This is a genomic window from Streptomyces sp. NPDC090798 (assembly GCF_044768965.1).
In the GTDB taxonomy this organism is placed as follows: Bacteria; Actinomycetota; Actinomycetes; order Streptomycetales; family Streptomycetaceae; genus Streptomyces.
This window is the reverse complement of record NZ_JBIVXA010000036.1, coordinates 68,318-87,659: the sequence shown is the minus strand read 5'-3', so window position 1 is coordinate 87,659 and position 19,342 is coordinate 68,318. Positions and strand designations below refer to the sequence as shown.

The window sequence follows — 19,342 nt, the reverse complement described above, 5'->3', positions numbered from 1 at the left end:
AGGTGCTGGACCGGTACCTGCACCACCTGCGGACGCCCCCTGCCCAGCCCTCGGAGCAGCCGCAGACAGCCCACAACCTAACGAAGCACTACTAGTTCCGGTAGCGGAACACGATCCGGCCGCGCGTCAGGTCGTACGGCGGGAATTCCACCAGCACCCGGTCTTCCAGCATGATCTTGATGTAGTTCTTGCGAATCTTCCCGCTGATGTGTGCGAGCACATGGTGGCCGTTCTCGAGCTCCACGGTGAACATGGCGCTGCGCAGGCACTCGACGACCTTGCCCTCGACTTCGATGACGTTCTTGTTCTTCGTCATCGCACCAGCTCCAGGTTGCTGCTCATCGGCCGGGCGCCGATGCCCTCGAAGAGCGCCGAGGCTGCTTGGTTGGACTCGTGGACTTCGGTCCGGGCCGCGGCGAACCCGGAGCAGTGCAGCGTCCCGAGCGCGTGGGCGAGCAGCGCCCGCGCGATGCCGCGGCGCTGCTCGCCGGCCCGGACCGCGACCAGCCCGATGCGCGGCCGGTTCACCGTCACCACCCGGATCAGACCCAGGTAGCGGTCCGGCGCCGCGGCCACCGCGTACTTCGACGGGTCGACGATGGTGTCGCCTTCGGGGCGGGGAATTACCTCCGCGGGCATCGACTGCCACCCGACGGTCGCCTCGACTTTGTCACGGATCGCGCGGTCCACCGCCCGCAGCAGACTCTTGTCCGCCTGACCGGCGGGCACGATCGTCACGCCCGAAGGCGGCAGGACTTCGTCGAGCCCTGGGTCCCGCGGGTCGGTCGGCACGACGTACTCCCACTCGCGGCGCTGGATCGTGAAACCGGCCCGCCGCCAGCCGGCCGTCAGCTCGACGTCGGCTTCGTCGACCACCGTGTACAGCGGCACTGGCAGTTCCGCCAGCATCGCCTCGGCGAGCCGGTCGAAGGTAGCGTCATGCCAGGCGTCGATGCTGACGAACAAGCGTCCGTCGGGCCGGTGCTCCGCATGCCCGCGGCCGACCACCAGGTCGTCGTCCAGTGCATGCCATTGCCTGTCGGCGACGCGCGTGATCATCACCGCGTTCTCGCTCAGGCCAGATGTGAAGGGCTTCGTATTCATCGGAGTCTCCTTCCAGGAGTGCCTGGATCTCAGGCGCTCCTGGCGACACCGAACGTCAGCCGCCGGACCGTGACGGATTGAGGGAGCACCCATGGGTAACTGTGTTCACGGGGCTCACCTCCATACGACGACTTCACGGTCCACCACGAAAGTAGCAACGGGGCGCCGCCTCGCTCAAATCATTTCCTATGAGCTCGCAACGCGATCATGATGCGGACTTCTTGAGGCGTCTCCAGCAGATGAGGCTGCAAGCCAACGAGAGGAAGGAGTCGTGGAGTTCGATATGTCGTTCCCGGCGGACCGCGAGGCGTTTGAACTGGTGGAGCAGGGCGAAGGTCTGCTCGACGCGTCGCAGCTCACCGCGCACAGCCTTCGAGTCGTCCGCCTTGTCGTCCGGGAGGCACTCCGGCCGCCGCCGGGGCCAGCCGCGTTGAGCTCGGCGAGCAGGATCCGGTGCGGTCCACGATCCGCGGCCGAGTCGTCACACTCTCCGAACGATCAGATCGTCACAACGGTCACGCCCGACCGGGACACCCCAGCAAGATCCTGTTACGAGCTCTTACCAGAGGCGAGGCGTCGGCGCATAACTGGCGTCGTTATTTCAGGTGACGCCTCAAGCCACCGCCGGGGCTTGGGCGCTAGATGCTCATAGCCTCTTATCGCACTCGAGTATTTCCGGAAGCATGCGTGTGCCTTTCTGGGCTCGATCACCGAAATGGGGGCGTGATGCTGGCGTTGGTCGGTCGAGACGGTTTGGTTCACGCCGCCCGCATCGGCTGGCTTTATGTGGCGGGTGTGGGCAACGCCTTGTGTGTGGGCCTTGCGGTTGCCGCCGCCGTCGGCGGGGGTCTGACAGCGTCCGTGCTCCCGGCCGACGTAGGAGTGCCGGCTGCGCACGGAGTAGCCGCCCTTTCTCTCCTTGCGCGGGCCCGGACAACCGCCGAAAGGGTGCGTCTTCGCCTGAGGCTGTTCGCTGTTTCGGCCGCAGCAGGCGGCCTTCACCACTTCGTCGTAAGTCAGCCCTCGTCGGCGACAGGGCACTCTGCTGGTGTCCTCCGGTCCATGGTTCAGGGCCTGGGGGTCGCCGGGATCGCCGTGTGTCTGGGGCTGGGTGTCGCCGGTCTGGTGATGGCAGCAGCGGACAGCGGCACGAACCTGATGTGGTTACGGCGGGTCCTGGACGGATGGATGATCGCAGGGTCGCTGCTCACTCTGTGCTGGGTGCTTCTGCTGCATCGCGCCGATCAAGGCGGTGACGTGACGGCATCGGTGCTGGGTCTCGCACGTGTGGTGACGGACATCCTTGTCTTGGGTCTCGTGGTTGCCCTCTGCTTCTGCGTTGAACCCGGGAAGCGCACAGCGACCACGGTGGCGACTGTGGCCCTTGTTGTCCTGGCTGTCAGCGACATGCTGCGCATCCTCTTGCCGACGCCGGGCACCTGGTACGGGGTCCCTCTGGCGGCGACCTGCTCGATGACCGGGTTGCTCCTGGTCGCTGCCGTGCCGTGGATGCCGGGGGGTGTCAGCGTCGTGGGGGTCGGTGAACGGGTGCTGCCTGTCGTCGGGGTGGTGGCAGGCTTTGTGCCTGTGGTCGTCTGCCTGCTCGCCATGGGGGCGCACGTGTTGGCCGGTGGCCGCACCGATGCGGTGATGACGGCCCTGGCAGGTACGGTGCTTCTCGGGTTCGGCGTCCGGCAAGGCATCGTTCAGGCCGACCACCTGCGTATCACGCGAGAGGTCGTCGCCCGTGAGGCCCATTACCGCACCCTGGTCGACGGCTCGTCCGACGTGATCACCGTCCTCAGTCTGGACGGCCGTGTGCTCTACGTCAGTCCGGCCGCCCGTCACGTTTTCGGTCACCGGCCGGAGGATCTCGTAGGCGCTCGTTTGCCCCTGTATACCCACCCGGACGACGCGACGCCGCTGATGCAAGCCGTTGAGAGGCTGCGGCAGGAAGCCGAGCCAGGCGACCGCGGCCCGGGCCGCCACGTGTTCTGCCGGGTCCGGGCCGCTGACGGGGGATGGCGCCATGTCGAGTCGACGATCAGCCTCCACCCTGAGGGACTGATCTTCAGCAGCCGCGATGTGACTGAGCGGGCCGCACTGCAGGCGCAGCTCGAACGCCGCGCCTTCCACGACGCGTTGACCGGCCTGCCCAACCGTGCGTTGTTCACCGACCGTGTCGCCCACGCACTACGGAAGCGGACCGTCGGCACGACTCCGCCGGCAGTGCTGTTCCTGGACCTGGACGGCTTCAAGGCCGTCAACGATTCGGCCGGACACGCCATGGGCGATGCCCTGCTCATTCAGGCTGCCCGTCGGCTCCAGGCATCCGTGCGGGCTGGCGACACCGTCGCCCGCCTCGGCGGCGATGAGTTCACCGCACTCCTGGAAGGAGAGGCAGGGGCTTGCCCTCCTCCAGCCAGGGAAGTAGCTGAACGGATCTTGTCAGCCCTGACCAAGCCGTATCGCATCGGCAGCACTGACGCGGTGGTCTCGGCTTCCATCGGCATCGCGGTCGCCACGCCAGGCATCACACCCGAGGACCTTCTGGATCACGCCGACCAGGCCATGTACCAGGCCAAAAGCGCGGGTAAGGGCCGCATCCGAATGCACCACCCGGCGTCACAGGACGTCTGCAGCGGCATGCTGAATCACTGACGACGCGACGCACGTGCACCCACTCTGATCCCTTCACCATCAGTCATGTATTCCGGTACGCCCCGTTTCATATGGGAGTCGGCGGTAGGCCCCGGGGCGGTTCAGCAAACCCTGGCAGGCAGGAGGACGGAGTGCACTCGACATGCCTGGCTGCACGCTGCCCCCGTGGCGAAGTAAGTCGTCAGCGAGATGGTCCCGAACGCCATTGTCTATCCGGACCCCCGTACGGTGTACGCCGAACTGCTTCTGGCGGAGGGACGACACCAGGAGGCGGCGAGCCTGCTGTCCCGGGTCGGAGACCGGCTGGAGTCACGCACCTGGCGCAACCCCGCCTGGTGCCCCTGGCAGCAGAGCCTGGCCTCCGCTCTCGCCCCCACCCACCCCGAACGAGCAGCCTCCCTCGCGCGGGACGCCGTCAAACGGGCACGAGACTTCGGCGCGGCATCCGCCGTCGGCCAGGCGCTCCACACCGAGGCCGAGGTGACCGGTGGACCCGAGGGGCTTGACCTGCACGCGGCAGCCGTCGAATACCTGGAGCGTTCACCCGCCGCATACGAGCTGGCCCGTGCGCTGGTCAGTCACGGCGCCGCACTGCGCCGGAACGGCCAGCTCCAGGAGGCCGCCGACCAGCTCTACCGCGGCCTGGAAGGCGTCGTCCACAGTGGTGCCGAGGCGCTGGCCACCCGGGCCAGGGAAGAACTCACCGCAGCCGGCCTGTGGCCACTGCCACTGCGCTACGCGCAGACAGACACCCTCACCGCTCAGGAACGGAAAGCTGCCGAAATGGTGGCCCAGGGCCACCCGGTCGCGGTAGCCGCGAAGAACCTGCGCGTCACAGAACAAGGCATGAAACGGCTACTCTCCTCCGCATACCGCAAGATCGGCACCGATGCCGCAGGCCTTGCCAGAGCATTCAAGACCTTTCCGCGCCCCTTGCTGTAAAGCACGACGACGCCAGCCAAGGCCGGGCGACATCCCCGCGGGTGCGGGGAGCAGGCCGTGGCCATGGCCTCGCCCTGCAGGAGGTCGGGAACATGCCGTACTCGCCCCGATCCGCAACAGAGCGCCCTCCGGCACCACGTACTCCACCAGCACTCCGCCACGGTGCGGACGCACCGTCATCAGTAACTTTTCACACTGACCGGGCATCCCGTCGTCTGTGACGGAGCGTCACAGACAGGTGAAGGCACAACCGGCTTCACGGACATCTTGGAAGAGCCACGGTTAGCTCATCATTGTGTAGAGCGCGTTCACCGTAGACCAAGGCTCCTCCTGCACGCTCATGCCCTGAAATTTGGGGCCGGTGATCGCGTATCCGAGGCTGAGTCGGCCCTGCGCGATGAAGTCGCCGTCGTTTCATTCAGCGAAGTCCCGGCGGCCGTCGGCGTTCTTCTTACGCCACTCATGAGGACGATGCCGAGGCCCATCACCAAGAGCGGGAAACCTCCCGCAGGCGCGGAGAGCAGAAGCTCTGTGCGTACACCGGCCTCGCGCTGGCAGGAACATCCCCGCCGGTGCGGGGAGCAGCTCGTCTCGCTCATCACGAAGTCTCCGTCCGTGGGAGCATCCCCGCGGGTGCGGGGAGCAGTAGGTCGAACTGGCCCTGCACCGGGTCCTGCTCCCCGCACCCGCGGGGATGTTCTCCTGGCTCCGCAGGCCAGCAGGAACCCTGACGCCCTGGGACTGCTCACACGTCGAGCTCTACTTCGACACCTCCGTCGCCCACCTGGACGACTTCTCCATCTCCGACGGAGGCGACGGCCTGCACCCTCACCTGTCCTGGGCCGGCGCACCAGGCCTGCCCCCGCTCAAACCGCACGGCACCGCCCTGTACCGCGCCGCCCAAGGCATGCAGTGCAGCCGCTGCGACGATGGCCGCTACCACGCGATCCGCGCCATCGAAGTCGCCCACGTCTTCGAACTCGGCTCCCAGTACTCCGCCCCCATGGGCCTCACCGTCGCCGACGCCCAGGGCACCTCCGCACCCGCCCACATGGCCTGCTCCGGCATCGGCATCACCCGCTGCCTGCAGACCCTCGCCGACCTCCACCGCGACTACCACGGACTGCGCTGGAAGCCAGGGTGCGGCCCCGCAGACCTCCACCTCATCGTGCTGCGAGCCGACCTGCCCGAGATGCGCGAGCGCACCGAACAGATCGCCAGACAACTCCAGCAGCACGGCACACGCCTGCTCGTCGACGACCGGCCCGAAGCAGCAGGTGAGAAATTCGCCTACGCCCGACTGGTAGGCGTGCCCCACGCCCTGGTCATCTCCCCGCAGCAGACCGACGGCACCGTCGAGCTCATCGACCGCTGGACCAACCGCCACCGGGAAGTGCCTCTCAGCCATATTCCCGGCATCTCAAGCCCCCAGCAGACAGCTAAGAGGCCAAATCGACTTCCGGATGATGCTGCCGGACAGAGTTCTCGGCGGCATCGAAATTCGCACGCCAGAAAACAATTCAGCACCACATCGGAAACCTATGGAAGAAGTGACCGAAATTTGCCGCCAATTACACGCTCGGCATTGACTCCCGGATCCGTTCGCACCTAATCTCGTGTAGCACCGACGGGTCGTAGCTTAAGTGGTGCAGCACGGCAAAAGTGTTGCCGAGGAGCCGGTTCGAGTCCGGCCGACCCGACCAACCCCAAGCGCGCAACAGCACGATGGACCTGCCAACGTCCGGGACCCGGCACCCGGACTCGCCGGAACAGCCAGTCATCCAAAAGACCCGAACAAGTGAACCGGATCACCGGCGGCGGCAGTGCAGGACATGTTGTACCCGCTCTCGCGGTAGCAGCCCAGCTGAACCAGAACGGCGCACACGAACTTGTCTACTTCGGCCGTTCGGACAGTATCGAGCACGAATACGCGAAGACCTCGGACATTCCCTTCCGGCCGGTCCCCTCAGCAGGCCTGAAACGCTACGGCTCGTGGAGCAACCTACGCATGCCGTTCACCGTGCTGCACGGCATCGGCGCTGCCTGGAAGGCCATGCGGCGTGAGCGCCCGGACGTCGTCTTCAGCAAGGGCGGCTACGTGACCGTCCCCGTCGGCATCGCGGCCTGGCTGTGCCGGGTTCCCCTCGTCATTCACGAATCGGACCACTCGCTCGGCCTCGCCAACACAATCCTCGCCCGCATGGCCACCCGGGTCTGCCTGGCCGTCCCGGCCTCCGCCGCCACCCCCCGCTGGCTCAGCCGGAAAACAGTCGTCACCGGCCTTCCGCTGCGCCACGACCTCGCCGACGGCAACCCGGAGCGGCTGCGCCGGCACTGGGGCCTCAAACCGGTTCCCGTGCTGCTGATCTTCTGCGGCAGCCAGGGCTCCACACGCATCAACAACGCGGTGCGCAGCCAGCTGAACGAGCTCTGCGCCCGTTTCTCGGTCGTCCACGTCTGCGGCAAAGGGAACCTCGACCCCTCCCTGGACGGCATCGAGAACTACCGGCAACGGGAGTATCTGCACGAAGAGATGACCGACGCACTCTGGCTCGCCGACCTGGTCATCGGCCGGGCCGGGGCAACAACCCTCGCCGAGATCGAAGCCCTCGGCACGCCGGCCGTGCTCATCCCCCTGCCAGGCTCCGTCAGCCGCGGCGACCAGCTCGACAACGCCCACGCCAGCCGCCACCCCGGCCGGTGTCTTGTCATCCCCGACGACGAAGCACTCACGGCTGGAACCGAACTGGTCAAAGCGTGCGTGCGTCTGGCAGCAGCCTCCGGCGACACCCAGCAGCCCGACCGCGCAGACATCCATCGTGCCGCCGGCCTGGTGGCCACCGAAGCTCTGGCCGTAGCCAGGCCGCAGCGCAAGCGCCGGGACCGGTAGCGGGTCAGCCGTCGTGGTGCCCGTACATCGCCAGGATGTCCTTCTCGGTCTCGCCGCGGTGACAGACGTGCCAGTGCATGTGCTTCGACTCCTGGTAGAGGCCCTCGTTCGTGGTGATGGAGACCGCGCCGTGTTCGGCTCTCACCTTTCCCGCGACTTCCCGCACAACGTCCATGACCTCAAGGAGGAGGTCCTCGTTGTCGTCCCCGAGGTCCACGAGCGACGGAATGTGCTCCTTGGGCACCACCACGATGTGCACCGGATGCGCCGGCCGGGTGTGGTGGAACCCCAGCACCCGGTCCGTCTCCACCACCACATTGATGTCCACCAGCCCAGGAATCGCCTGGTGGCAGTAGAAATCTGAGATCGTGGTGGGCACGGCAGCTGCAGGGGTCACAGTGAGTCACTCTCCGTCTCGCACGGTGATTTGGCCGCAAGACTATCGTCTGCCTCTTCTGCCCCAGTGCTGGCTAAAGACAACGGTGAAGCCGGCGGCCGTCCAGCCCACCAGGGCGGCGGGGACGGTGAGTTGGACAGCGGGCAGCGCAGACGACGCGCGTACGAAGAAGAGCGGGGGAGCGCTGGCGCGCCCCGTGGCAGGCGCCGGGCTCAGCGCTCGGGCTTCGGGGGCCGCTCCATCAGCGCGGCGGTGGCCTGCTCGAGGGTGACTTTCTCGTGCAGAAGCGCGGAGATGATGTCAGTGATCGGCATGTCGACCCCGTGAGTACGTGCGAGGTTGAGGATCGCCTCTGCCGACTTGACGCCCTCAGTGGTCTGCCGGGTGGCGGCTGCAGCTTGATCGACGCTCAATCCGCGACCGAGGTGAGTGCCGAAGGTCCGGTTGCGAGACAGCGGGGACGAACAGGTGGCCATTAGGTCGCCCAGACCGGCCAGACCAGCGAGGGTGGCCGGGTGGGCGACCATCGCGGTGGCCAGCCGGGTGGTCTCCGCCAGGCCCCGGGTGATGAGCATGGCCGCCGCATTGTGGCCCAGGCCCATGCCTGTGGCGATGCCGACCGCGAGGGCGATGACGTTCTTCACGGCGCCGCCCATCTCGCAGCCGATCACATCGGTGCTGGTGTAAGGGCGGAAGTACGAGGTGTGGCAGGCGGCCTGGAAGCGCCGGGCAGCGGCTTCGTCGGGGCAGGCCACGGTGGCGGCGGCGGGCTGTCCTGCCATAATTTCGCGGGCGAGGTTCGGCCCCGACAACACCGCGATGCGGTCCGCGGGCACGCCGGTCACCTCAGCGATGACCTCGCTCGCCCGTCTTCCGGTGCCCACCTCGATGCCCTTCATCAGCGACACGATCACGGTGCCGGGCCCGATGTGCGGCACCCACAGCGCGAGGCTGGCCCGCAGAGACTGGGCGGGGACGGAGGGCACGAGGTAGTCCGCGCCGTCCAGCGCGACAGCGGGATCAGTCGTGGCCGCCAGGGAGGCAGGCAGTTCGACGTCCGGGAAGTATCCGGGGTTGCGGTGAGAGGCGTTGATCGCATCGGCGATCTCGTTCCGCCGGGCGTGCACAATGACGCCGGTGCCGGCATCGGCCAGGACTTTCGCGATGGCAGTACCCCAGGACCCGGCCGAGAACACCGCCGCGCGGGCGTGGCGCTGCTGGCTCACTGCGGGATCCTCTCGCTGTACACAGGACCGTCGTCGGGGCGGCTGACGGCCATGCCGCGTCATCCTATTGGCAGCGCCGGGCGCCGCCGGTTGTATCGCGGAGCGCCATAAGGCGGGCCGATGAGGAGCCGTCCGTACAAGCTGTCACCAGCGGGGCAGCCAGTGACGGGTAGTCAGTCGGGCTCGGGCGGGTCGACGGCGAACTCGTAGGCCACTTCCCACCTGCGGTCAGGCACGATGACGTCGGCCGTTTCCACAGGGCGGCCGTCGCCGTCGTAGTACGTGCGCTCGATGGACAGGACCAGATCGCCGGCGCTGAGACCGAGCAGGGAGGCCTGCTCCTTGCTGGCGCGGGCCGGCCGCGGGATTTCAACCCATGTCTCGACGGCGACGCCGATGGAGCGCATCCGCTCGAAGACACCCTTGCCCGCGAGCGGCCCCATCTCGGGCAGCAGGACGGGCGTCCCGCCGGTCACGGCCATGGGCTCCCAACTGGTGGACAGCTGAGCGGGCTTGCCATCGGCGAGGAACTCATAGGCGGTGCGCACGGTCGGCTCGCCGGCCTCGATACCCAGGCGCCGGGCGATGTTCTCCGGGGCGGGCGTCCGGGCCTCGGAGGACGCCTCCCACGTGCCGCTGCGGCCGATCTCGTACATGTCTGCCCGGAAGGGGCTGCCGCCGCGGCGTTCGCGGTGACGGGAGCGGACCATCCGGCGCCGCTCACGCGGCATCTCATCCGAACGTCACAAAACAGCCGCATCGCCTTCACGCACCGCATACGCCACGGCATGATGCCCGCGCACACACCACCACAGGGGGAAGCAGTGCCCAGCTACAGAGAAGTCCAGTCGGCCGTGAGAGTCGAGAAGTTCCGTATCTGGTTCGCCTGGTTCAGCGGCGGTTTCATCATGCTGGGCATCGCCCTCGCCACCCAGCACATCCACATCGTCAGCGTCATCACGCAGGTCCTGCTCATCGTCCTCGGCATCCTGTCCACCATCGCCGCCGTCCGGATGGCCAACGCGCTTAACCGCAAGGCCGAGGCCGCCCGCAAAGAGATTCTCGGCGACCTGTAACTCGACGCAGGAGAGCGCTTTGACATCGCGACGCCGTAAACAGTTCATGCGTGAGGCCTCACAGAGGCAGGCCGACCGAGCGTGCGCCCAGCGCGAGGCGGAGGAGCAGCCACAACAACCTGGCGAGGACTACTTGGCATTCATACGCCGGATGGATCAGCTGAAGTACAGGCGCCCGGATCCGCTGCCTCCATCATCCATGTCCAAGAACGCCAACAGACTGCCCCTCTTCTGGCTGGCGTACTTCGCCATCCCGATCGTCGGGACGTGGCTGCTCATCCACATTCTCGACTGGTGGGAACGCTTCTGACCCACAGTGACTAGCTGCTCGAACGCATCGTCAAGCACGCGGCGCCTTGCCGCGGTCAGTCCTCGTTCTCCACATCCCCGGGTGTCGCCATCAATGCGGCGAGACAGCCGGCGGCGACAAACATCATCTCAAGGCCGTCAGCGATCTCGTGGTTTGCATCGCGCGAGCCGTCAAGATCATGCCAAAAAGGATCACGCAGCGCAGTTGGTGAGGAAGATCTCCGGGCGCCCACTCATCGCTCCGAAGCCGTTGAGCCTTCTCTAGTAGGTGCTGTGCCTCGCTGGCGCTCGACCTCCACCATCCACGAACATGCGCGCTTGCGGTTGAAGTGGGCGAGCGCACGGCAGCCGCGCAGCGCCTGGATAAGCCCTCCAGGATGCCGAGCGCAGTGTCCGGCCGGCAGTGCGGGCAGGCTGGCGCGCCGCCCTCGGTGAGCGCGCGTAGCGCCGTGTCCCTCGTGACGCCTTTGGAGCGCTTCCCCGCGTTCCAGCAGTCGCCGGTGTGGACGTACATCGAGTCCTGGCCGGACAGGCCGTGCTCGATCAGCCAGTCCGGTGCGGGAGGGCGGGCCGCGATGCCGTGCTGACGCTCCGCTTCCCGCCGTTCCTCCGCGGCGATCCACCGGTCGATCTGGGTGAGCTGCTGTTCAGCGATGCGGCGTGCGAAGCGCAGCATCTCCGGACGGGGCGACGAGTTATCGGTCACCTGTTCGATTCTAGGCGGTAGGCTGCCCATCGGCATCCATGAGGAGTGTCAGCGCAGAGGAGGACGCGATGCCCAGTGACCTGGAGCGGCTCGCTTTCCTCGGCGTCGACCCGGCCAGCCTGGACCCCGCCCCGTCGCAGCGGGTGCGCCGACTGGCTTGCCCGTATCGACATGCACTCGCCCGACCGGCGCCGCTGCTGCTCCTGCAGGGCGCTCGCGGTCGCTACCCGCGTCGTCGACCTCGCCGAACTCGGCCTGCGCTGGCACGATCAGTGCCGGGACTGCATGATCGCCGGGATCCGCCTGAACTGGGCGGCGGGCCGACCCATGGAAGGCCGCTACCGGGTCACCCTGTGGACTGGAGACCGCCCGATTCTGGAGGGCTGGTGGGACGAGCTGGCCACAGCGGAGGACAAGACCGCGAGGTGGATCGACACCTTCGGGAGCCGGGAAGGAGCCCGCGTCACCCTGGACGACGAAGCGGCGGGCACCTGGTTGGCGAGCTGGCCAGAGGAGCCGTGGCTGTGACGTCGAGGGTTACTGAGTTTGAAAGCGTGATGTCGTTGCAAGGAGGCTGCCTGGTCGGTCCAGGGCCGCCTCCTTGCGTGCGGTGCTGCGGCGGTCGTTGTCGGTGTGGCCTAGGTGTGCTGTCTCGGGACCTTGGTTAGACGAAGTCCTCGAACGTCAGCTGATCCGGGAAGATGTTGATCGGTTCTGGCGGCTGGTCGAAGCTGACGCGGTATTCGCTGCCGGTGGTCCGGCTGATCGGCGGTCGACCACCGAGGGCGAAGTGCGGCCGCTCGTGGTTGTAGTAATTCAGGAAGTCGGCGAGGGCGACGCGGCGTTCGTGCTCGGAGGCGTAGTCGCGGACATACGCCCACTCGCGGGAGAGAGTGCCGTTGAAGCGTTCAACCTTCCCGTTCATTCTGGGGGTGTAGGGGCGCGTGCGCTTGTGTTTCGTGCTGGTCGCGGCGAGAGCGGCGGCCCAGGTCTGGGACCGGTAGCAAGCACCGTTGTCCGTGAGGACACGTATCGGGGCAATGTCGTGGGCGGCGAAGAACGCGACGGCGCGGTGCCAGAACGCCGCAGCGGTGACGCCGCGTTCGTCTTCCAGGGCCTCGGTGTAGGCGAGGCGGGAGTGGTCGTCGATCGCCGTATGGAGGTAGGTGTAGCGGACCTTGCCGGTGCCGGGACCTGTGCGTTTGGAGGCGCGAGCGGCATCGGTGCCGAGCCCGTGCATCCGCCAGCCGCCGCCGACGGGGATGCGTCCGAGTTTCTTGATGTCGACGTGGATCAGATCGCCGGGGTGCTCGTGCTCGTAGCGGATGATCTCGCGCAGTTGCTCACCGGTGGGCGCGTCGAGGTCGCGTAGCCGGTTGAGTCCTCGGCGCACGAGGATGCGGTGCACGGTGGCCGGCGCCACGGTGATGCCGTGCAGCCGCTTCAGGTCGGCGGCGAGCCGGGCGGGCCCGTGCTTGGTCTGCCGCCGAAGCACCTCCACCAGGTCCGCGACGTCTTGCGCGGTCCGGGCTGGGCTGGTGACCGGCAGGGAGGAGTGGTCGAGCAGCCCGTCCTCTCCGTGCGCCCGCCAGCGCGCACACCACTTCGCCAGGCAGCGGCGGGAGATCCCCGTCTCGGCCGCAACGTGCGCGATCGGCCGACCTGCGTCGATGCGCAGACAGAGCCGCAATCGCCCCTCCGGAGTCAGCGGTGCGTTGCGGTGTCCGGCCATCGGCCCCCGCCGCCTGGTCGTGCCATGTGTCCCTCGCAATGCAGTGATCCAGATTGTCTACGGGGGGCTTCCCTGGTGCAGCGCAGCTTTGCCCGCACCAGGGTTTACACAGGTCAGATGCTCCGATCTGAGCGCCGGATGACGGCTGGTCGCCGGAGTCCTGGTTGCTGGGGTCGCCCTGAGTACGAAGAAGGACGACGTCGAGGTGGCCGACCTCACGAAGCCAGATCCCGAGGCAGCCTCGGACTAACGACGTTGTGAGCGAAGTCGCCGTCTCACGCGGTGTTGTCGCCGCCGACTCGGGTAGCGCCTGGGGTCTCCGATGGGGTTGCCACCGGGATGGCAGCTTCGGGCAATGGGAACCGGCACCGTGGGCTGATCGTCATGCAGAGCATGCCTTCCGTTCTCATTCTTGGTTTCGACCCTCACACAGTGCCTGGTATGGACGGGGACGCCATGCGCGCGGTCCTGGACAAGGAACTGGCCCGTTTTGGCGAACATGCCATCGACGCTTCCATGACGCTGATCGCGCCGGACGAATCAGCCGAGTCCATGGTGGTCGCGGCACTTTCCGAACAAGACTGGGACGTCGTCGTCATCGGGGGTGGGATACGCAAGCCTGAACCCCTTGTGACGTTCTTCGAGCAGGTCGTGAACCTGGTCCGGCGGCATGCACCATACGTCCGCGAGGTCGCCCCGCACGACGCCTACGCCATTCACGACGGCGCCCTCAACGACATCGGCACCGCGATGGTCGGTGGCTTCCTGGGCGACCGCGACCGCGACCGCGGCCCCGGTGTCGCAGCGCGCTACCACCGCCTGACCTCAGGCGCGACCGCCCAGATCGGCTGAGGCCCCCGCATCCGGAGGTGTAACCGGCACTCCTTGCAAGTGTGTCAGGCGGCTTCGCGGGGGAAGCCGCGCACAGGTCTCCCCAGCGATCACAGAGCGTCGTAACTCCATGATCATCAGGACCTGTGCCCGTTCCGTTCTGTTGCCGGGGTCCCCCACCACGCCTGTCTGCGCGACCTCCAAAGGAAAGTAGCCCTGCACGCGGATGCCGACATGAGGCCGAATGCCGAATGTCGGATGGTTGGTTGATGGACGAATGGCCAAGTGCGTGGCCAAAGGATCATCCTCTGCTGTGCGATGGAGAGGCACCGACGCAGGGCGTAGCGTTGCGATAGGTAAGAGGCAATGGTTCCCCGGACCAGTCCTCGGGCGACGGAGGGATATGGGTCATGTCTGACACCGCTACTGCCCCAGTGGAGAGCGCAGGCCGAGTGGGTAGGCGCCAAGGCAGGGTCAGCGAGCTGACCACCATTTTGCCTCTCAAACCCGGCGGCGCCGAACGGCTGCGCGCCAAGCTCGCCGACCCGCGGGCCTACGGGGCCGCGGAGCGCGTCGGCACCGTACACGACATGCGCTACGTCATCTTCGACAACGACACCAAGTTGCTCTTCTGCACCGCCTACGACGGTGACTGGGACCCCTACATCAACGACTTCGCCACGCTCGTTCCCGAGATGCTGGACTTTGTCTTCGAAGAAGTCGAGGGGTGGCCGGGGCTTCGCGACAACCCCAAGCAAACCGCGGATTTCATCGCCGAGCACCAGGTGACGGCCGACGGCTGGTACTGCGCCTATCCGGACGCCACCGTGAAGGATGTGCGCCGGGGACAGCGGATCGCCAAAGCTTTCGACAAACTTCTCGACGAGGCACAGGGCTGAGAAAAACCCCGCCCGTCCAGCTGAAGGAACTGCGCCGCGTCCCGGCCATCTCTTGAGTGGTGCTGCGCCGCTTCCATCCCGCATGGGGCTGCCGGGGGTCCCGGCGAGGTCGGGCGCGGCCGGTCCGGGTTCTGACCTGGCAAGAGCCGGACGTAGAAGGGACGGTTGAACAATGGCGACGAAGTTCGTCAGGTATACACCGGACGTCGAAACCGATGACCCGCAATTTGACAAGAATCTGCAGATCGCCATGCGGGATTCCGGGCGGTTCGTCGCCGACTCGGTCACAGCCGAAGGTACCGGTCAGGCTGTCCGCTCCGCGCATGCCAAGGGCTACGCCCTGGTCAGGGCCGAGGTGGACATCCTGGATCAGCTCCCGGCCGAGTATGCGCAGGGCATCTATGCCACGCCGGGACGCCACGACGCACTCATTCGTTTCTCCAACGGCTCGGGCCATCTCGGGACCGACGCCCGGCTCGGCGGCGTGGCCGGACTGGCGCTGAAGCTCTTCGACATCGACGGTCCCACCCTGCTGGAGGACGAGCCCGACACACGCACCTTCGACTACGCCAACATCAACGCGCCGATCTTCTTCTGCAACACCGCCGAGCACTACACGTTCATCCAGGAACTGGTCGCTGACGCGCCGACCTATCTGGCCAAGGGCAAGTCCGGCTTCCACCAGTTCCTCCACGACTTCGTCACGGGGAAGGGATCCCTGCCTCCGGAGGAGTGGGCCTGGGAGGAGCTCCGCGCTTTCCTCTCCGTCTCACAGCGGCCGCTGGTGAACCTGTTGCTGTCGACCTACTGGACGATGGGCTCGGTCCGGCACGGCGACTACATCGCCAAGGTGCGCATGGCGCCCGTCCCCGCCTTCGCCGACAAGGTGGTTCAGCGAAGTGTCGATCCGGCATCGGCACCGGAGGTCTTCCGGCCGGCTCTGGTGGCGGAACTGCGTGAGCGTCCCTACGAGTTCGATATCCAGGTCCAGCTCTGTGCCGACCTGGAGCGGATGCCGGTGGAGGATGTCACCGTCGAATGGTCCGAGGAACTGTCCCCGTCCGTCACGGTGGCAAAGCTCCGGATTCCGCAGCAGGACATCTCCGGCGAGGACAACCTCAGGAAGCTGGACGCTCTGTCCTTGAATCCGTGGCGGGTGACGGCGGAACACCGGCCCCTCGGCAACATCATGCGGGTCCGTAAAGAGGTGTACCGGAATTCCTCCATTCTGCGACACAAGCTCAACAACCAGGAGCGCAAAGAACCCCGCAGCGCCGACGACGTGCTTCCGTTGCCGTAGAGACCTGACCGCCAGGACGTGAACGGCGTGTCTGTTTCCGCAATGGGCCGACGTGGCATGGCAAGAACGAGAAGGAGTGACGTGGCGACGACGGGGACGACGCACCAGGAACAGGTACTGGAGCTGGCGGACATCCAGGGCACGGTGCTGCGGCAACGGCCCTCGCCCTACACCGGCGCCTACTTCTTGCTCCGCATCGACGACCCGGCGGACGGCCGCCGGATGCTGCGGCGTCTGGCACCCGAGGTGGCCACGGCAGTCGACTGGTGGGATCCGCCGGAGCGGGCCTGGCTGAACGTGGCCCTGAGCCATTCCGGACTGCGCGCCCTGGGCGTTCCACAGGAGTCGCTGGACAGCTTCCCGGCGGAGTTCCGCGCGGGGATGGCCGCCCGTGCCAAGACCCTCGGTGACGTCGGTGAGAGCAGCCCCGAGCACTGGGAGCCTCCCCTGGGCGACACGGACGTGCACGTGGCGCTGGCCCTGTTCGCCCCGGATGACGCCACGCTGCAGTCCGTGCTGGACATCGCCCACCAAGCCCACCTCGATCTGCCGGGCGTGTCGGTGATCTACCGGGTGGACACCCCGCAACTGCCCACCGGGCGCACTCATCTGGGGTTCGTCGACGGCATCGGTGAACCGAACATCGAGGGCAGCGGCGTGGCCGACATCCTCCAGACGGGCCCGGAACACTACGGCTACCTCCCCGGCTTCGGCGACGCCATCAAGGCCGGCGAGTTCCTGATGGGTTACGTCAACCAGCTGGGCGAGCCCGCGCCCATGCCGCAACCGAACGTCCTCGGCCGCAACGGCACCTACGTGGCCTTCCGTAAACTGCACAGCCGGGTCGCCGCCTTCCGCCAGTACCTGAACGCCAACGCCTCCTCGCCGGAGGAGGAAGAGTTGCTGGCGGCGAAGATGGTCGGCCGCTGGCGCAGCGGAGCGCCCCTCATGCTCGCCCCCGAGCGCGACGACCCCGCTCTCGCCGCCGATCCGCAGCGAGTCAACGACTTCGCCTACCACGAGCAGGATCCGCGCGGCCTGTGCTGCCCCCTTGGCGCCCACATCCGGCGCGCCTACCCGCGCGACTCCCTGGTGGAGGGGCTCGTCGACCCGACCATCCACCGCGCCCTGCGCCGAGCCGCCACCTACGGCCCCCCGCTCCCCGACGGGGAACTGGAGGACGACGGCGCCGACCGCGGCATCGTGTTCATCTTCATGGGAACCGACCTCGGCCGGCAGTTCGAGTTCATCAAGTCCCAGTGGATCAACGACGGCGATTTCACCGGCCTCGACACCGAAAAGGATCCGCTGGTGGGAGCCAACGATGGCACCGGTGTGTTCACCATCCCGGAGCGCCCCATCCGTCGACGGCTGCATCAGCTGCCCCGCTTCGTGATCACCAAGGGCGGAGAGTACTTGTTCATGCCCGGAATCCGGGCCCTGAACTGGTTGGCTGAACTCGGCGACTGAGCGACATGGCGAGTGAGTCTGGCCCGAGCCGATGTCGCGGGAAGGGGTGACGACCATGGTCGAGCACCGCACCGTCACTGTCGGGGAGGTTCGGCCGCACATTGTGGGGGAGGGTGAAGGGCCCCTGGCTCTTGCTCCCGCCTTTCCCGAGTGCTGGTACAGCTGGCGTCACCAGTTCGCACCCTCGGCCCAGGCCGGATACCACGTCGTCGCCCCTGACCAGCCGGTTAGGGCCGCAGTGACCGGCCCGCCGCAGTCGAGGAATACACCACCCTGCACATCGTCGGCGACATCATCGGCCTGATCCACGCACTCGGCACACAGCAGGCCGTGGTCATCGACCACGACCTGGGCAGCCGGTTCGCCTGGTCCACCGCACTGATGCGGCCCGACGCCATCCCGGGGGTCGTCGGCCTCAGCGTCCCGCCGCCGCAGCGCGGTCCGGTACCTCCACCGCAGGCTATGCGCCGGGATCAACCTCGGCTACTGGGGCGCCGGGATGGACTCGGACAACCTCGCTGTCGCCAAGGAGGCGGACCAGCTCAACCGACGTGACTGACACTCTTGAGCCCACGCAGTCCAAGACTCCACAGCTCTGGCAGGTCGAGTGCACGCTCGTGGAGGAGCTGGCCCGAGGACATTGTTCGAGGTGGACTGCCTCGGGGAGGCTGAGGCCGGTGCTGGTGGCGCGCAGCAGATCCGGGGTCCACTCCGGGCGCTGTACGCGGCGGCGGACCAGGTCGAGGGGCAGCAGCGTCGTCTTTACCTGTGCTCGGCGACATGGAGCCTTCCCCCCGGCGAGCAGCGGACCGCCGGGCTCACCGCCGGGCCGGAGGCGACCGCGCATCTCGGCCTGGCACTCCACGGCTTCACCGACCTTGCCGAGGACGTAGCCCGGCGGGTCGCCCACGTCACAGGGCACGAACCGGTGGCCCTGGACCTGTCGCAGGCCGCCGCACCCTTCCACGCGGTACAGGTCGTCTGCCCCGGTACCCGCTCACGCATCCGATGGGCGATGCCCCGATGACACACCCCTCCACCACGGCGGCCGCGTCCGCCGACCTCGCGGCCCAGTACGACGCATTCCAAACCGCACGGGCCCGCTCCACCCTCACCGCCCGCCTGTACGCCACAGCGATGGGCGACGACTACCCGGAAGAGGTCGCCGCCTCCTCCTCGTGGGACTGGCCCCTGCTGGGGCTCATGGCCACCCGGCTGCTGATGCGGCCCGGGCAGCTCCTCGTCGACGCGGGCTGTGGAACCGGCGGTGTCGGCCTGTGGCTGGCCCGCGCCCTCGCGGTCGGCCTGGAAGGCCTCGACATCTCGCCCGTCGCCGTCGACCAGGCCACCTTCCGCCGCGTCCGCTTCGGCGTAGCCGCCGGCTTCCGTGTCGCCTCCCTGGAGGACACGGGCCTGCCGGATGCCTGTGCGCACGGCGTGGTGTGCGTGGACGCGCTGACGCTCGCCTCGAACCGCGCTCACGCGGTGCGCGAGCTCGGCCGCCTCCTGGCGCCCGGCGGCCGACTGGTCCTCACCCGGGCCCTGCGCAGCGGCGCCCACCCCCTGTGGGAGGAGCAGGCCCGCGCCGCCGGGCTCATCGTGGAACACGTCGACGAGCGGCCCGCCGAACCGGCGATGTGGGCACGGCTGTACCAACTGTGGATCGACCGCGAAGACGAGCTACGCCGCGAGCTCGGCGACGACCAGGCGGACAACATGCTGCAGGAGGCGCGCAAGAGGCTGCCTGCGCTCCCCGGGCGCCGCGCAGTCCTGCTGACCTTGCGCCGCCCTCCAGCAGA

17 protein-coding genes, 1 tRNA gene and 3 pseudogenes are annotated in these 19,342 nt (G+C 67.4%); 14 read left to right on the top strand and 7 right to left on the bottom strand.

Going from position 1 to position 19,342, the window contains the following annotated elements; genetic code table 11:
* Positions 1 to 91: 91 nt before the first annotated feature.
* Together infA and ACIQTP_RS44650 are read right to left on the bottom strand one after the other, a co-directional pair.
* On the bottom strand, positions 92 to 316 hold the full coding sequence (gene infA / locus ACIQTP_RS44655; RefSeq protein WP_403411366.1) for a translation initiation factor IF-1: 225 nt from the start codon (positions 314 to 316) through the stop codon (positions 92 to 94).
* On the bottom strand, positions 313 to 1,104 hold the full coding sequence (locus ACIQTP_RS44650) for a GNAT family N-acetyltransferase (RefSeq protein WP_403411364.1): 792 nt from the start codon (positions 1,102 to 1,104) through the stop codon (positions 313 to 315). Before ACIQTP_RS44650 ends, infA begins: the two co-directional genes overlap by 4 nt.
* A 1,062-nt stretch (positions 1,105 to 2,166) precedes the next feature.
* Here ACIQTP_RS44650 and ACIQTP_RS44645 point away from each other — a divergent pair.
* From ACIQTP_RS44645 to ACIQTP_RS44625, 5 genes are all read left to right on the top strand, one after another.
* On the top strand, positions 2,167 to 3,765 hold the full coding sequence (locus tag ACIQTP_RS44645; protein ID WP_403411361.1) for a diguanylate cyclase domain-containing protein: 1,599 nt from the start codon (positions 2,167 to 2,169) through the stop codon (positions 3,763 to 3,765).
* A gap of 189 nt (positions 3,766 to 3,954) precedes the next feature.
* Entirely contained in the window at positions 3,955 to 4,707 is a 753-nt protein-coding gene (locus tag ACIQTP_RS44640; RefSeq protein ID WP_403411358.1) for a helix-turn-helix transcriptional regulator, read from the top strand.
* 694 nt (positions 4,708 to 5,401) lie between these two features.
* Complete coding sequence (locus ACIQTP_RS44635) at positions 5,402 to 6,319, top strand: His/Gly/Thr/Pro-type tRNA ligase C-terminal domain-containing protein (RefSeq protein ID WP_403411355.1); 918 nt, start codon at positions 5,402 to 5,404, stop codon at positions 6,317 to 6,319.
* A gap of 16 nt (positions 6,320 to 6,335) precedes the next feature.
* Positions 6,336 to 6,410 (top strand) — tRNA-Thr (locus ACIQTP_RS44630).
* A 95-nt stretch (positions 6,411 to 6,505) separates the two neighbouring features.
* Positions 6,506 to 7,597, top strand: coding sequence for a UDP-N-acetylglucosamine--N-acetylmuramyl-(pentapeptide) pyrophosphoryl-undecaprenol N-acetylglucosamine transferase (locus ACIQTP_RS44625; RefSeq protein WP_403411352.1), 1,092 nt, complete (start codon positions 6,506 to 6,508; stop codon positions 7,595 to 7,597).
* A 4-nt stretch (positions 7,598 to 7,601) separates the two neighbouring features.
* Here ACIQTP_RS44625 and ACIQTP_RS44620 read toward each other — a convergent pair whose 3' ends face one another.
* From ACIQTP_RS44620 to ACIQTP_RS44610, 3 genes and pseudogenes are all read right to left on the bottom strand, one after another.
* Positions 7,602 to 7,994: an HIT domain-containing protein gene (locus ACIQTP_RS44620; protein WP_403411349.1), complete on the bottom strand. Its 393-nt coding sequence runs from the start codon at positions 7,992 to 7,994 to the stop codon at positions 7,602 to 7,604.
* 212 nt (positions 7,995 to 8,206) lie between these two features.
* A complete protein-coding gene (locus ACIQTP_RS44615; protein WP_403411346.1) occupies positions 8,207 to 9,220 on the bottom strand; it encodes an NAD(P)H-dependent glycerol-3-phosphate dehydrogenase in 1,014 nt (337 codons plus the stop codon).
* Positions 9,221 to 9,393: 173 nt separating this feature from the next.
* Positions 9,394 to 9,945: pseudogene (locus tag ACIQTP_RS44610) on the bottom strand (UTRA domain-containing protein); the annotation flags it as partial.
* Positions 9,946 to 10,044: 99 nt separating this feature from the next.
* Between ACIQTP_RS44610 and ACIQTP_RS44605 the strand changes: the two are divergent.
* Positions 10,045 to 10,296: a hypothetical protein gene (locus ACIQTP_RS44605; RefSeq protein ID WP_403411343.1), complete on the top strand. Its 252-nt coding sequence runs from the start codon at positions 10,045 to 10,047 to the stop codon at positions 10,294 to 10,296.
* Positions 10,297 to 10,729: 433 nt separating this feature from the next.
* Here ACIQTP_RS44605 and ACIQTP_RS44600 read toward each other — a convergent pair whose 3' ends face one another.
* Positions 10,730 to 11,311: a DUF6233 domain-containing protein gene (locus tag ACIQTP_RS44600; protein ID WP_403411340.1), complete on the bottom strand. Its 582-nt coding sequence runs from the start codon at positions 11,309 to 11,311 to the stop codon at positions 10,730 to 10,732.
* A 171-nt stretch (positions 11,312 to 11,482) separates the two neighbouring features.
* Between ACIQTP_RS44600 and ACIQTP_RS44595 the strand changes: the two genes are divergently transcribed.
* On the top strand, positions 11,483 to 11,839 hold the full coding sequence (locus ACIQTP_RS44595; protein WP_403411337.1) for a hypothetical protein: 357 nt from the start codon (positions 11,483 to 11,485) through the stop codon (positions 11,837 to 11,839).
* A 136-nt stretch (positions 11,840 to 11,975) separates the two neighbouring features.
* Here ACIQTP_RS44595 and ACIQTP_RS44590 read toward each other — a convergent pair whose 3' ends face one another.
* Positions 11,976 to 13,043, bottom strand: a complete 1,068-nt coding sequence (locus ACIQTP_RS44590; protein ID WP_403411334.1) for an IS481 family transposase — start codon at positions 13,041 to 13,043, stop codon at positions 11,976 to 11,978.
* Between the two features lie 441 nt (positions 13,044 to 13,484).
* Between ACIQTP_RS44590 and ACIQTP_RS44585 the strand changes: the two genes are divergently transcribed.
* From ACIQTP_RS44585 to ACIQTP_RS44555, 7 genes and pseudogenes are all read left to right on the top strand, one after another.
* Positions 13,485 to 13,895, top strand: a complete 411-nt coding sequence (locus ACIQTP_RS44585) for a hypothetical protein (protein WP_403411331.1) — start codon at positions 13,485 to 13,487, stop codon at positions 13,893 to 13,895.
* Between the two features lie 389 nt (positions 13,896 to 14,284).
* Positions 14,285 to 14,773 (top strand): hypothetical protein, encoded by a 489-nt coding sequence (locus tag ACIQTP_RS44580; RefSeq protein WP_402047735.1) that lies wholly within the window; start codon positions 14,285 to 14,287, stop codon positions 14,771 to 14,773.
* A gap of 172 nt (positions 14,774 to 14,945) precedes the next feature.
* Positions 14,946 to 16,073 (top strand): catalase family protein, encoded by a 1,128-nt coding sequence (locus ACIQTP_RS44575; protein WP_403411328.1) that lies wholly within the window; start codon positions 14,946 to 14,948, stop codon positions 16,071 to 16,073.
* Positions 16,074 to 16,154: 81 nt separating this feature from the next.
* Positions 16,155 to 17,543, top strand: coding sequence for a Dyp-type peroxidase (locus ACIQTP_RS44570; protein WP_403411325.1), 1,389 nt, complete (start codon positions 16,155 to 16,157; stop codon positions 17,541 to 17,543).
* 273 nt (positions 17,544 to 17,816) lie between these two features.
* Positions 17,817 to 17,969 (top strand): annotated as a pseudogene (locus ACIQTP_RS44565) (alpha/beta hydrolase); the annotation flags it as partial.
* Positions 17,970 to 18,192: 223 nt separating this feature from the next.
* On the top strand, positions 18,193 to 18,570 hold the full coding sequence (locus tag ACIQTP_RS44560) for a hypothetical protein (RefSeq protein WP_403411322.1): 378 nt from the start codon (positions 18,193 to 18,195) through the stop codon (positions 18,568 to 18,570).
* A pseudogene (locus tag ACIQTP_RS44555) lies at positions 18,552 to 19,076 on the top strand (class I SAM-dependent methyltransferase); the annotation flags it as partial. The gene ACIQTP_RS44560 and the pseudogene ACIQTP_RS44555, both read left to right, overlap by 19 nt.
* Positions 19,077 to 19,342: the final 266 nt, after the last annotated feature.